Below are 12,451 nucleotides of genomic sequence, written 5' to 3' on the forward strand. Positions count from 1 at the left end.
TGATCGCGGCGCGGACCGACTCGAGGTCGGCGACCGGGGACGGCGTCGCGGCGGGGGCCAGCGGTGCGGGCCGGGGACCGCCGACGAGGAAGGGGCGGTCCGCCTCCCCGAACGCGAGGTAGCGGTACACCGCCGCGTCGTCGGGGCGGGCGGGGACCTGGGCCGCGTCGGCCGTGGTGTCGCGCATGGGACGTCCTTCCGGGACAGGGGCTGCCGGACGCGTCCGGCCGCGGCCGGGCGCGGTTCGGACTCTACCAGCGGCCCCCGGCGCACTTTCGTTCGGGAAACGGCGGCCCCTGGCGCACTTTCGTTCGGGAAACGGCGGCCGGGACGTCGACGGCGCGGCCACAACCTACGATGTACGACATGAGCCTCCACGAGACCTCCCTGCCGGGCATCGGCGTGCGCCGCGAGCTGGCCCTCGCCGACGGCCGCCGCATCGGCGTGGTCACCCACCGCGACGGCCAGACCGAGCTGATCCTCTCCGATGCCGAGGACCCGGACGCCTGCGCGACCTCGCTCCCCCTGACCCTCGAGGAGGCGTCCGCCCTGGGCGCGCTCCTGTCCGGGCCGCGACTGGTCTCCCAGCTCCAGGAGGAGCACGCGGACCTGCCCGGCATCACCACCCGTCAGCTGATCCTGCCGTCCGACTCCCCGTACGCGGGCGAGGTGCTCGGGGCGACCCGCATGCGCACGCGCACCGGCGTCTCGATCGTCGCCGTCGTCCGCTCCGGCGTCACCCACGCCTCCCCCGCCCCGACCATGCTCCTCGAGGGCGGCGACCTGCTCGTGGTGGTCGGCACCAGCGAGGGCCTCCGGAAGGCCGAGCGGCTGCTGGCCGCCTGAGGCCCCCGTGGACACCACGCTGATCGCCCTGATCGAGCTCGGGGCCGTGCTCCTGCTGCTCGGCGCCCTCGGCCGGTTCGCCGGAAAGATCGGCATGTCCCCCGTCCCGCTGTACCTGCTGGGCGGACTCATGGTCGGCGTCGGCGGGCTGCTGTTCACCCACGTCGACGCGGCCGGTGTCGCGCACAACCCTATGGAGCCCATCGAGGAGTTCAGCCGACTGGCCGGTGAGATCGGCGTCGTGCTCCTGCTGCTCATGCTCGGCGTGGAGTACTCGGCCCGTGAGCTCGTCGGCGGGCTGCGCGGCTCCTGGCGGGCCGGTGTGCTGGACATCGTCCTGAACTTCACCCCCGGAGCGGTGGCCGGGCTGCTGCTCGGCTGGGGGCCGGTGGGTGCCCTCGTGCTGGGCGGCATCACCTACATCTCCTCCTCCGGCATCATCGCGAAGGTCCTCAGCGACCTCGGCCGCGTCGGCAACCGCGAGACCCCCGTGCTGCTGTCCGTGCTCGTGTTCGAGGACCTGGCCATGGCGGTCTACCTGCCCGTGATGACGGCGCTCGCGGCGGGCACCGCCTTTGTCTCCGGTCTGAAGGCGGCGGGCGTCGCGCTCGTCGTCGTCGCCCTCGTGCTGGGGGTGGCGGTGCGGTACAGTCCCCAGATCTCGCGGCTGCTGCACTCGGACGAGCAGGAGACCTTCCTGCTCACGGTGCTGGGGCTGGCGCTCGTCGTCGCAGGCGTGGCCGGGGCGCTGCAGGTCTCGGCGGGTGTGGGCGCGTTCCTGCTGGGCATCGCGATCTCCGGAGCGGCCGCCAAACAGGCCCGCGCCGTGCTCGAGCCGCTGCGCGACCTCTTCGCCGCCCTGTTCTTCGTGCTGTTCGGCATGAGCGTGGATCCGCGCACCCTGCCGCCCGTGCTGCTGGCCGCGCTGGCCCTGACCCTCGTCACGGCCGCCACGAAGGTGGCCACGGGCTACCTCGCCGCGCGCGGGGCGGGGATCGGCGTGGCCGGCCGCTGGCGCGCGGGGGCGGCCCTGACGATCCGCGGGGAGTTCTCCATCGTGATCGCCGGGCTCGCCGCGTCGGCGGGTGGCGTGCCACCGGAGATGACCGCGTTCGCGACGGCCTATGTGCTCGCCCTGGCGGTCGCCGGGCCGGTGCTCATGCGGTACGCGGACGCGTTCGGTCGCTCGCGCGCCCGGGCGGCGACGCGGCGGGTGCGGTCGCGCGAGGCCGGCGCGGCGGACCCGGTGCACTGACGTACGGGTCCGCGGGGCTCGATGACGACGCGGGGCCGGTGCACCGGCCGGGCTGGTGTATCGTGGTGCCCGCGCCGCAGGCGGAAACCGAGCGGTTGCGCGGGCGTAGCTCAATGGTAGAGCGCTTGCTTCCCAAGCAAGATACGCGGGTTCGATTCCCGTCGCCCGCTCCACACCACGACGGCCCCGGGCCCCTCACGCGAGGGACCCGGGGCCGCGTCGGTCCACACCGTCGCGCTCAACGGCCCGCACGGATCTCGCGCAGCCGGCGTTCCAGGTCGACCGGCAGGTCTGCGGCGAAGCGCGGGTCGAGGTCGGGCCCGGCGTCCGCCAGTCGGTAGACGCCGTCGGCGCGGTCGAGGAACCCGTAGTCCACGAGTTCGCGACGCAGCGTGGCCACGTCCTCGTGGGCGGGGCGCAGCAGGTCGTTGACCTCGGCCTCCGCGTAGGCGCGGCCCGCTCTGAAGCGACGCAGCAGCTCGAGAAGGACGGCCACCCGCGGCTTGCGACGCGCAGGGATGGAGCGCAGCCGGTCCCCGTCGAAGAAGCGGGTGAGCACGGTCGCGTGGTAGCGCTCGGCGGACTGCCACTCGTCGGCGAGGGCCGCCGCCGCGGCGGTGTACCGCTCACCGGTGACGGCCATGCGGGCGCGGATCAGGGTCTTGAGGTCGGACTGACGGGTCATGGTGCATCCTCGCCGGCGCGCTCCCGGCCATGCCGCGCCGCGGGTCGGGGACGACGTCCGTCGCGTGCGGGTGGGCCCGAGGATCCGCTCCCCTTCGCGCCGGGCCGCCGGGCCCTGCCGCGCGGGGCCGGGCCGCGTGGCGCGCTCGGCGGTGGGCGCCGCCGTCGTGATCCAGGCTAGCCCACGCCCGCGGCGTAGGATCGCGCCATGCCCCTGACCCCTCCGCGGACCGCCCCACCCCGACCCGTGGAGGCCCGTCCGTGACCCAGGTGCTCTCCGGCTTCGCGGTCGTGTGGGTGATCATCCTCGTGGGCGTCCTGGTGGGGCGCACGGGGGTGCTCGGAGAGCACGGCCGCACCGTGCTCTCCCGCGCGGCGTTCTTCATCGGCAACCCGGCGCTGCTGTTCGTCACGCTCTCCCGCGCGGACGTGGGCGCGGTGCTGGGCCCCCAGCTGTGGGTGGCCTCGCTGTCCGCGTTCGCGGCGGCCGCGCTGTACCTCGCGGTGACGATCCCGCTGTTGAAGGGCCGGCCGGCCTCGGAGCGGATCATGTCCGCGCTCAGCGCCTCGCTCGTGAACTCGGCGAACCTCGGCATCCCCATCGCGGCCTACGTCCTCGGCGACGCCGCCCTGGCCGCCCCGGCGCTCATCTTCCAGCTGGCGATCTACACGCCGCTCTACGTGGCCGCGATGGACGCCGTCACCGCGCGCGAGGCCCGGCGACGCACGACGGCGGGACGGCGTCGTGCGGTGCGCCGCTCCCCCGGGCGTGCCGTGGCCGACCAGGTCCGCCAAACGGTCACCAACCCCCTGATCCTGGGCTCGGTGGCCGGCCTGGTCTTCTCTCTCACCGGCTGGTCGTTGCCGGGCCCCCTCATAGAGTCCGTGGAGCTCATCGGCGGGCTGTCCATCCCGGCGATGCTCCTGGCGTTCGGCATGTCGCTGGTCGGCTCGCGTCCGCTCGAGCGGGCCGGCGGGCGACGCGCGGACGTCCTGCTGGCCTCGGCGGTGAAGCTGGTGGTGCACCCGCTGCTGGCCTGGCTGCTCGCGCAGTTCGTGTTCGGCCTGGACGCGCGGCACGTGTTCGTCGCCGTCGTCCTGGCCTCCCTACCGACCGCGCAGAACGTGTTCGTCACGGCCGTGCGCTACGACACGGGCCTGCGCGTCTCGAAGGACACGATCCTGGTCACCACGATCGTCGCGATCCCGGCGATGATCGCCGTCGCCCTGCTGCTGGCCTGAGGCCGACGACGGCGGCGCCCGGCCCGGTGCCACGCGCCGGGCGCCTCGCCGCGGCTCAGACGTCCCGGCGGATCAGCTCGTCCAGCCCCGTGGGCGAGAGCAGGTGCGGGGCGACCTCGAGCACGGTGCGGGCCCCCGTCTCCCCCTGGGCTTTCAGACGCGCGGCGGCACGGCCGTGGGCGACCTGCGCGGCGGCGGTGAAGTCGGGGTTGGACTCCAGCTCCAGCACGAACTCGACCGCGCTGCGCGAGCCGCCGAGGTCGCCCGAGGTGACGACGTGGCCGCCGTGCGGCATGCCCTGGTGGTCGCGCTCGAACTCCTCCTCGGAGATGAAGTGCACGGTGGTCTCGTACGGGGCGAAGTAGTCGGGCATCGTGGTGATGGCCTCGGTGATGGCCGCGTGGTCGGCCTCGTCGGCCACCACGTAGCACTCACGCACGTGCGCGGAGGCGCCGGTGATCTCGGCGCCCCGTCCGGCGCGGGCCTCGGCGATCGCCTCCTCGCTGGGGATCGTGTACTGCACGCCGCGCCGGACGCCGGGGACCCGCCGGACGGCGTCGGAATGGCCCTGCGAGAGGCCCTTGCCCCAGAACGTGTTCTGCTGCGGCTGCGGGAACAGCGCCGCGCCCAGCACCCGGTTCACCGAGAACAGGCCCGGGTCCCAGCCGGTGGAGATCATCGCCACGTGCCCGCCCTCCCGGGCCGCGGCGTCCATCTCGGCGCGGTGCCGCGGGATGAGCTGGTGGTTGTCGTAGGTGTCCACGGTGGTGAAGTGCCGCGCGTAGCCGGCCGCCTGCTCGGGGATGTCCGTGGCGCTGCCGAGGCAGAGGAACAGCACGTCGATCTCCCCGCCGTGCTCGGCGGCTCACTCCGCCGGGAGCACGGGCGTGTCCGTGTCCAGGCCGGTGCGGCGCGAGAAGATGCCCACCAGCTCCATGTCCGGCTGGAGCCTCACGAGCTTCTCCACACTGCGGCCGAGGTTCCCGTATCCGACGATGCCGGCGCGGATGGTCATGTGCGTCCTCCTGGTGGGGTCGTGGTCAGGTCGGTCCCGCCAGCCTAGGCCCGGCGCCGCGGGGCGCCGAGTCCGCCCGCCGGACCGCGCAGCAGGAGCACGACGACGGCGACCAGCCCCGCCAACGCCAGCATGCTGACCACGTAGATCGGCCAGGCCCACGGGCTGTGGTCGCCCCCGCCGATGCCGTAGGTGTCCGCGAGCGCCATGCCCGGCCCGAACGAGGCCATGAAGTAGGCCGGGGACGCGGCGACGAGCGAGGCGAGGCCCAGGGCGAGGACCGCCAGCGGGTCGACCTCCTCGCGACGCCACGTGAGGAACCACAGGATCGCGGCCACACCGAACCCGGCCGCCAGGATCACGGCCGGAAGGACGAAGGGGACGCCGAGCTGGCCCGCCGCGCTCAGGTCCGCGTAGATCCTCCCGAGGCCGCGGTCGCCGGGCGCGGCGGCCAACGGGTTGAGGACGAACACCTGCAGGGCCGCGAGCGCCGCGACCGCCGCGACGACGCCCGGGACCACCGCACCCGCGGCGAGCCGCACCCAGCCGGGCCGGTCGGGCAGAGCGAGGGGCGCCGTCGTCGGGCGGGGCCGGGCGGGGCGGGAGGACGCGGCGGGGCGACGGGCGGCATGGGACATGCGGCCAGGTTAACCGCTCGCCTCGGCTGCGGACACGAGAGCCTCCGTCGCCGTTTCGTCAACGAAAGCGTCTGCGGAGGCTCCTCCGCCTCCACCGTCTCGTCGACGACAGCGGCGGGTGAGGTCAGCGCACGCCGGCGCCGGGGAGGGTCTTGGCCCAGGCCTCGATGGCGTCCCAGTCGCGGAAGTCGCCGTAGTGCTCGTTGCGGGAGAGCTTGAGCTTGAGCTTCTCCAGCCGGCCCAGGCGCTCCTCGAAGAGCGCCCCGCGGAAGTACGCCACCTCGCGCGGACCGTAGGACTCGAGCTTCTCCCGCACCGGCCGGGCCAGCTCGGGCGCGCCGCCCGAGGCCAGGATCACGAGCGGCAGGTCCGTCAACTCGGCCCGACGGGTGTCAAGGAACGCCCGGGCGTCGGCGGCGAACGAGCCCGTGTAGACCGGAGCCGCGACGATCACCGCGTCCGCCGTGGCCAGCCAGGCGGCGGCGCCCTCGACGTCCTCCACCACGGTCGGGACGGCCTGCGACGTGCGCAGCACCTCCGCGACACGCTCGGCGATCTCTCGCGTGGATCCGTGGGCGGACGAGGTGACGATGAGCGTGGTCATGGTGGGGCGCAGCCTTCGGGGTCGGGGGCGGACGACGCGCTCAGTGTATCCCGCGCAGGTCCAGGTCCAGGCGGGTCTCGGCGCCCTCCGGGGCCCGGTCCGGGGTGTGCACCGTGACCGGGATGCCCCAGTCCTGCTGGTACAGGTGGCAGGCGGCGTGGTCGGGGATCGGCTGCCCCTTCTCCCCGTCGCATGCGGCGGCCCGGGCGGTGATGTGCAGGACGCCCTCCTCGACCTCGGGGTTCAGCCGCAGCGTCCGGTGCAGCCCCGTGGACGTGCCCGCGCCCTCGAGCAGCAGCTCCTCCGGGGAGGAGGAGATCTTCAGCTGCGTGGGGTCGCCCCAGCGGTCGTCCAGCTTCTGCCCCGTGGGCGCGGCGAAGCCGATCGTCAGGTCCAGGTCGCCGGCCACCACCGGGGTGCGGGGACGCTGCGTCTGCCGCGCGCCCTCGTCCACGGTGAGGAACTCCTCCGGCACCGCCAGCCGCGTGAGCCGGTGGGCGTTGGACTCGACCACCACGATCGCGGTGTCGTTCCCGTCCGCGTCGTGCTCCACGAGCACGTCCGAGGGCTCGAGCAGCCCCCGCGCCACCGTGGTCACCGTGGCCGGGACCGCCCGGCCCGCAGCGTCCTCGCCGGCCGGGGCGTACCGGCGGATCGCGCCGTTGTACGTGTCCGCGATCAGCACGGAGCCGTCCGGCAGGGCCGTGACGCCCAGCGGGTGCTGCAGGCGCGCGCGGTCCGCCTCCCCGTCCACGTGGCCGAAGTCGAACAGGCCCGCCCCGACGGCGGTCCCGACCTCGCGGCGCCCGTCCTCCCCGGTCCGCACCCAGCGCACCGCGGAGGTCTCCGAGTCCGCGACCCACAGCGCGCCGTCCGCGCCCACGGACAGCCCCGAGGGCTGCGCGAACCAGGCCCGTCCGGCGTCGCCGTCCAGCAGGCCCTCGAGCGCCGTGCCCGCGTGCACCGCGAGCGCGCCCGTGACGGGGTCGAAGTCGAAGAGCTGGTGCGTGCCGGCCATCGCGATCACCACACGCCCCAGGGCGGGGTGCCACACGACGTCCCACGGGGAGGACAGCGAGATCGCGGTCGGCTCCCCGGGCAGGTCCGCGAGGTCGACGGCGATGTCCCCCTCGTCGTCGACGGCGGCGGCCTCCTTGGCGCGCTCGGAGTCGATGAGCTTCTGCACGCCGTTGCCGGCGAGGGTGCTGACGTGCCCGTCCGACAGGCGCAGGCCCCGCAGCCGGTGGTTGACGGAGTCCGCCACGACCACGTCGTAGCCGACGCGCTCCGCGACGTCCTCGGGCAGCAGCGCCAGGCCCTGGGGCTCGTTGAACAGCGCCTCGTCCGGCCCGCCGTCCGCGTGGCCCTTCTCCCCGGGCGTGGGGAATGCGAGCTCGGCCTGGCCCGCGTCCGCCGTGGCGGGGTCCCCGCCGCCGAACGCGCGGAGCACCGTGGTCAGGTCCTCGGCGACCTCCAGGAGGCGGTGGTGGCCGGTGTCCGAGACGAGGAACGAGCCCGGGCGGGAGCCGCGGCCGCCGAGGGACACGGCCTTGCCGGGGAACGACAGGTCCCGGGCCACGGGCGCGGGCGGGACGTAGGGGCCGGAGCCGCGGTGCAGCGTGCCCTTGGCCTCGTGCTCGGCCACGAGCTCGCGCACGAGCCCGTAGAGCCCGGCCACGTGCCCCTCGCCGGACAGGTGCGCGGCGATGTAGCCCTCCGGGTCCACCACCACGAGGGTGGGCCAGGCGCGCGCCGAGTACGCCTGCCACGTGGTCAGCTCGGGGTCGTCCAGCACGGGGTGCTCGATGGCGTAGCGCTCGACGGCGGCCGCGAGCGCGTCCGGGTCCGCCTCGTGCTCGAACTTGGGCGAGTGCACGCCCACCGTGACGAGCACATCCGCGAACTCCTCCTCGAGCGGGCGCAGCTCGTCCAGGACGTGCAGGCAGTTGATGCAGCAGAACGTCCAGAAGTCGAGGAGGACGACCTTGCCGCGCAGGTCCTCGAGGGTCACCTGCTCACCGCCGGTGTTCAGCCAGCCGCGGCCCACCAGCTCGGACGCGCGCACCCGGGTGGCCGCGCGCGGCACGGCGGCGGGGGCGTCAGCGGACGGGGCGGGGTTCGGGGTCTGCGGTGCGGTCATGCCCACCATCATGGCGCACGTCCCGGACGCGTCAGCCGTGAGCGGACGCCGCGGCGTCACAGGGGGAAAGACGACGCCGCCGGGCGGGTCCGGCTCAGTCGGCGGCCAGGGCGGCGGCCAGCATCTCCTCCGCGATGAGGGTGAACTCCTTGCGCCCGGCCTCGGGCCGGCCCACGAAGGAGACCATCACCACGGCGTCGGAGGTGACGGCGGTGAGCACCTGGGCCGTGAGCTGGGGCTCGGACTCCGAGGCCACGGTCCGCTCCCACACGAGGGCGGACTGCGCCGGCGTGCCGTCGGACAGCGGCGCGTCGGAGACCTCGAGGCGGTAGTCGACGGTCGCGTCCCCCTCCTGCACGGTCATGGTCATCTCGCGGCAGTCGGCGCGCAGGGCGTTGACGGTCTGGATGTGCCGCTCGACGTCCTGGCGGCCCTGGCCCGTGAGCCGGGCGACCTCCACGGTGCCCGTGCCCGTGAAGGTGTCGGCGCCGACGTCCACGCGCGTGGCCTCGGCCCCGTCGAGGGCGATCGGAGAGAAGTCCAGGGCGGTCAGCGGCGCCTTGCACTGCGCCGGCTGCACGGTGGTCCGGTCCGCGTCCGCACGCCGGTCCCGGGAGTCCTCGCGGGCCGCGTCGATCTCCTCCGCCGTGGCGGCCCGCTGCCGGACGAAGCCGAACGTGGCCGCACGCTCGGCCGCGGCCTCCGCCATGCGCTCGTCCTGACGGTCGCCCAGGCCGAGCCCCTCCGGGGCCGCCGACGCCGTGTGCACCGCGGTGCCGGCGTCGTCGTGGACCCCGTCCGCGGGCACGGACGCGGCGGCCGGATCGTTGTCCCCGGCCCCGCAGCCCGTCAGGGCGAGCAGGCCGGCGGCGACGGGGGCAACGAGGCGCAGCCGGCCACGCCGGGGCGCGGCCGGGCGGCGGAGGGGACGGACACGGTCAGCGGACATCACGGGCCTCCTCGGGGCCGGTGGAGGAGTCACGGGCCGCGGGCTCGGCGCCGCTCGGGGCGTCGGTGGCCGGGGTGCCGTGCATGCGGGCATACATCTCGTTCCAGCGGCGCAGCTCCGCGTCGCCGTCGCGGTCGGCCTGCCGGTCCAGCCGGACCGCGTTCTTGCGGTCGCTGCGATACCAGAGCACGGCCACCATCACCGCCATCATCACGGTGGGGAACTCGCCGATGCCCCACATCACCGCGCCGCCGATGCGCTGATCCTCGAGGGCGGTGGGGCCCCAGTCGCGGCCCATGTTGCCGAACCAGGACGCCTGCAGCAGACCGGTGGAGGTGGTCATGGCGACGCCGATGAAGGCGTGGAAGACCATCGTGGCCATCAGGAGCACGAGCCGCAGGGCGTACGGGGGCCGGCGCGGCAGCGGATCCGAGCCGATCATGACCAGGGCGAACAGGAACCCGGTCAGCAGGAAGTGGACGTTCATGAACTCGTGGCCCACGTGGGTCTCCAGCGAGAACCGGAAGAAGTCCGTGTAGTAGAACACCAGGATCGAGCCGGCGAAGTTGACCCCCGCCACGATCGGGTTCGTGATGAACCGCCCCCACGGGGAGTGCACGATCCACAGGATCCACTCGCGGGGGCCGCGCGTCCCATCCGTGCGGGACGGCAGGGCCCGCAGCGCCAGGGTGATGGGTGCGCCCAGGACGAGGAAGACGGGACTGAGCATCGTCAGCGTCATGTGGCCCACCATGTGCGCGCTGAACAGGACGCGGCCGTACACGGCCGGGGACCCGGAGGTCGCCCACAGCAGCACGGCCAGGCCCGCGAGCCACGCGACGGTGCGCAGCACGGGCCAGCGGTCGCCGCGGCGGCGCAGCTGCCACACGGAGCGCAGGTACCAGAGGGTCAGGAACGCGATGATCGCGACCCACAGCCAGTCGAACCGCCACATCGTGATCCACCGGGCGCCCTCGAGGGCCGGCGGCAGCTCGTAGCCGGTGAGGATGCGGGCCGGGGAGGCGTCCGGCGCGATCTCCTCCGGCACGGGCGGGGCCGTCCGGGAGAGCACGGAGGAGACACCCATGACGGCGCCCATGACCACGGCCTCCACGGCGATGAGCTGCCACAGCAGGCGACGCGCGGGGGCGGGGCTGGGACGGTCCGGGCCGGCGTCGAGGCGGGGGATCACCCACCGGCGGTGCAGCAGGCCGATCAGGCCGAGGCCCAGGGCCGCCAGGAACTTGGCCGACACGAGGATGCCGTAGGGGCTCAGCAGCTGGGCCGGATCGTCCACGCGGATCGACGCGTTGACCACGCCGGACAGCGCCACCGTGACCAGGCCCAGCCCGGCGAGCACGGAGTACCGGGTCAGGACCGTGTGCAGCAGGGGCGCCGGGCCCTGCCGGCGCAGGCTGCGGCCCCGCCCCTGCGCCCCGTTGGGCCCCACGAGGGTGTCCGAGATCGCGACGAGCACGAGCAGTCCGCCCACCCACACGACGACGCCGAGCAGGTGCAGGCCGATCGAGTTCACGGCGCCGGTGTGGTCGTCACCGCCCGCCGCGTGCCCGATCAGGGCCAGGGGCACGAGGGCGAGCATCGCCAGGATGCCGGTCCAGAACAGGCCGTTGTGGGAGCGGACGGCGATCGCCAACGTGGTCACGACGGCGGCGATCACGGTGACCCAGAACCACGCCTGGCCCACCGAGATGCCGACCACGTAGGCCGCCAGGCCGTCCGTGAAGCCCTGCCCCGCCGTGACGGGGATGCCGGCGAGGTCCGAGTAGGACAGCACGCCGACGGCCAGCGCGGCCACCGTCCACACGCCGGCGCTGACGGCGGCGATCCGCATCACGCGGGTGAACGCGGGGTGCTCGGGCAGCGGTGCGGCGTCCGCGTCCTCGCGCCGCTGCCGGGCGGAGCGGTGCCACCGTTCCGTCCCCGCCGCGTGGGGCGGCAGGACCCCGGCCGCGAAGATCAGCGCGGCGATGGTCAGGGACATCGCCAGGTTGGAGACGAGCTCCCCCACGGGCACGCCCCAGCGGGTGATCCACCCCGGGTCGGAGAGCTGGCGCGCGGCGGTGACGCCGGTCAGCCAGCCGGCGGCGGCGAGGCCGGCGGCTCCCGCGGCGGCCACGAGCATCCAGATCCACCGGGGCACACCGACCGGCCCCGACGGACCGGGGCGGGCGGCGTCGTCGTTCTCGGCGGGGTGGCTGCCCCGGGCGGGGGCGGTGGCGGCGGACATGGGGTCCATCCTCTCAAAGCATGCGGACGCCCGGCGACGACGGGAGCGGCCCCGCCGCCGTCGGGCCCCTGGGTCAGGCGAACAGGGCGTCGCCCACGAACCCGCCCTCGGCGCAGCCGGGCGGGATCGCGAAGACCGCCGAGCCGACGGGCACGGTCCACAGGTTCAGGTGGTCCGACTCCGCGAGCCGGGCCTGGACGGGGACGAACTGTCGGTCCACGTCCGCCTGGTAGGCGGCGAAGATCAGGCCGGAGCCCGCCTCCAGCGCCCCGCGCGGGTCGTCGTAGTTGTAGCCGCGACGCAGCATCCCGTACTCGGGCTCCTCCCCACGGGCCCGCCGCAGGTGCGCGATGTCCGAGATGACCGGGAAGCCCGTGGGGCCGACGGCGTCGAAGTCCGGCTCGTCGTGCTCCTGCTCCCCCGTGAGGGGGGCGCCGGTGCCGAGGCGACGGCCGATGACCTTCTCCTTGGCCGGGCGGTCGAGCTCGTCCCACGTGTCCATGAGCATCTCGATGCGCCGGATCACCACGGACGTGCCGTCCGGGATCCACGGGGTGACACCCACCTGCTCGGCGCCCACGCCCCACACCACGCGGTCGAGGTGCGGGGTGTCCGCCGCCGGGTTGCCGGTGCCGTCCACCTGCCCGAAGAGGTTGCGCATCGTGGTGCCGGTGGGGTGGGCGCCGCGGGCGGAGCGGAAGCCCTCCTGCACCCAGCGCTCGGTGGCGAACGGCCGGGCCGCCTTGAGGAGCATGCGCCGGGTGTGGGCCACGGACATCCGGTCGTCGCCGCAGATCTGCAGCAGCAGGTCGCCGTCGCTGAACGCGGGG

12 protein-coding genes, 1 tRNA gene and 1 pseudogene are annotated in these 12,451 nt (G+C 74.5%); 4 read left to right on the forward strand and 10 right to left on the reverse strand.

The annotated features are described in order from the left end of the window. Positions 1 to 187: pseudogene (locus tag D8M29_RS03990) on the reverse strand (hypothetical protein); the annotation flags it as partial. 179 nt (positions 188 to 366) lie between these two features. Between D8M29_RS03990 and D8M29_RS03995 the strand changes: the two are divergent. The 3 genes from D8M29_RS03995 (at position 367) to D8M29_RS04005 (ending at position 2,274) form a co-directional block, all read left to right on the forward strand. Then, on the forward strand, positions 367 to 846 hold the full coding sequence (locus tag D8M29_RS03995; protein ID WP_101962221.1) for a cation:proton antiporter regulatory subunit: 480 nt from the start codon (positions 367 to 369) through the stop codon (positions 844 to 846). Between the two features lie 7 nt (positions 847 to 853). Then, positions 854 to 2,101 carry a cation:proton antiporter gene (locus D8M29_RS04000; protein WP_127445801.1) on the forward strand — a complete coding sequence of 416 codons (1,248 nt, stop codon included), beginning with the start codon at positions 854 to 856 and terminating at the stop codon, positions 2,099 to 2,101. A gap of 99 nt (positions 2,102 to 2,200) precedes the next feature. Further along, positions 2,201 to 2,274, forward strand: a tRNA-Gly gene (locus D8M29_RS04005). 65 nt (positions 2,275 to 2,339) lie between these two features. On the opposite strand, the gene D8M29_RS04010 is transcribed toward D8M29_RS04005, so the two are convergent. Continuing rightward, positions 2,340 to 2,786: a DUF2087 domain-containing protein gene (locus D8M29_RS04010; RefSeq protein ID WP_020626108.1), complete on the reverse strand. Its 447-nt coding sequence runs from the start codon at positions 2,784 to 2,786 to the stop codon at positions 2,340 to 2,342. Positions 2,787 to 3,046: 260 nt separating this feature from the next. On the opposite strand from D8M29_RS04010, the gene D8M29_RS04015 reads away from it, so the two are divergent. After that, on the forward strand, positions 3,047 to 4,027 hold the full coding sequence (locus D8M29_RS04015; protein ID WP_127435529.1) for an AEC family transporter: 981 nt from the start codon (positions 3,047 to 3,049) through the stop codon (positions 4,025 to 4,027). 55 nt (positions 4,028 to 4,082) lie between these two features. Here the strand turns inward: D8M29_RS04015 and D8M29_RS04020 are convergent, their stop codons facing one another. From D8M29_RS04020 to D8M29_RS04050, 8 genes are all read right to left on the reverse strand, one after another. Next, on the reverse strand, positions 4,083 to 4,871 hold the full coding sequence (locus tag D8M29_RS04020; RefSeq protein WP_127435528.1) for a diaminopimelate dehydrogenase: 789 nt from the start codon (positions 4,869 to 4,871) through the stop codon (positions 4,083 to 4,085). 21 nt (positions 4,872 to 4,892) lie between these two features. Continuing rightward, entirely contained in the window at positions 4,893 to 5,042 is a 150-nt protein-coding gene (locus D8M29_RS14480) for a hypothetical protein (protein WP_153239439.1), read from the reverse strand. Between the two features lie 44 nt (positions 5,043 to 5,086). Then, positions 5,087 to 5,680: a hypothetical protein gene (locus D8M29_RS04025; RefSeq protein ID WP_127445802.1), complete on the reverse strand. Its 594-nt coding sequence runs from the start codon at positions 5,678 to 5,680 to the stop codon at positions 5,087 to 5,089. A 124-nt stretch (positions 5,681 to 5,804) separates the two neighbouring features. Further along, complete coding sequence (locus D8M29_RS04030; RefSeq protein ID WP_078025518.1) at positions 5,805 to 6,284, reverse strand: flavodoxin domain-containing protein; 480 nt, start codon at positions 6,282 to 6,284, stop codon at positions 5,805 to 5,807. 40 nt (positions 6,285 to 6,324) lie between these two features. Further along, positions 6,325 to 8,424, reverse strand: a complete 2,100-nt coding sequence (locus D8M29_RS04035) for an NHL domain-containing thioredoxin family protein (RefSeq protein WP_119217973.1) — start codon at positions 8,422 to 8,424, stop codon at positions 6,325 to 6,327. Positions 8,425 to 8,518: 94 nt separating this feature from the next. Further along, a complete protein-coding gene (locus D8M29_RS04040) occupies positions 8,519 to 9,373 on the reverse strand; it encodes a hypothetical protein (protein WP_174233298.1) in 855 nt (284 codons plus the stop codon). Further along, positions 9,363 to 11,621: a cytochrome c oxidase assembly protein gene (locus tag D8M29_RS04045; protein ID WP_127445803.1), complete on the reverse strand. Its 2,259-nt coding sequence runs from the start codon at positions 11,619 to 11,621 to the stop codon at positions 9,363 to 9,365. Before D8M29_RS04045 ends, D8M29_RS04040 begins: the two co-directional genes overlap by 11 nt. Before the next feature lie 73 nt (positions 11,622 to 11,694). Then, positions 11,695 to 12,451 (reverse strand): Dyp-type peroxidase (locus D8M29_RS04050; RefSeq protein WP_127445804.1); only part of this gene is annotated, 757 nt, incomplete at its 5' end.

This window comes from Micrococcus sp. HSID17227 (assembly GCF_003989405.1).
Classification (GTDB): domain Bacteria; phylum Actinomycetota; class Actinomycetes; order Actinomycetales; family Micrococcaceae; genus Micrococcus; species Micrococcus luteus.

What these genes read in the sequence shown, in the direction of transcription:
- D8M29_RS03995 (WP_101962221.1), top strand. Translation starts at nt 367, where the DNA reads ATGAGCCTCCACGAGACCTCCCTGCCGGGCATCGGCGTGCGCCGCGAG.
- D8M29_RS04010 (WP_020626108.1), bottom strand. Translation starts at nt 2,786, where the DNA reads ATGACCCGTCAGTCCGACCTCAAGACCCTGATCCGCGCCCGCATGGCC.
- D8M29_RS14480 (WP_153239439.1), bottom strand. Translation starts at nt 5,042, where the DNA reads ATGACCATCCGCGCCGGCATCGTCGGATACGGGAACCTCGGCCGCAGT.
- D8M29_RS04025 (WP_127445802.1), bottom strand. Translation starts at nt 5,680, where the DNA reads ATGTCCCATGCCGCCCGTCGCCCCGCCGCGTCCTCCCGCCCCGCCCGG.
- D8M29_RS04030 (WP_078025518.1), bottom strand. Translation starts at nt 6,284, where the DNA reads ATGACCACGCTCATCGTCACCTCGTCCGCCCACGGATCCACGCGAGAG.
- D8M29_RS04035 (WP_119217973.1), bottom strand. Translation starts at nt 8,424, where the DNA reads ATGACCGCACCGCAGACCCCGAACCCCGCCCCGTCCGCTGACGCCCCC.
- D8M29_RS04040 (WP_174233298.1), bottom strand. Translation starts at nt 9,373, where the DNA reads ATGTCCGCTGACCGTGTCCGTCCCCTCCGCCGCCCGGCCGCGCCCCGG.
- D8M29_RS04045 (WP_127445803.1), bottom strand. Translation starts at nt 11,621, where the DNA reads ATGTCCGCCGCCACCGCCCCCGCCCGGGGCAGCCACCCCGCCGAGAAC.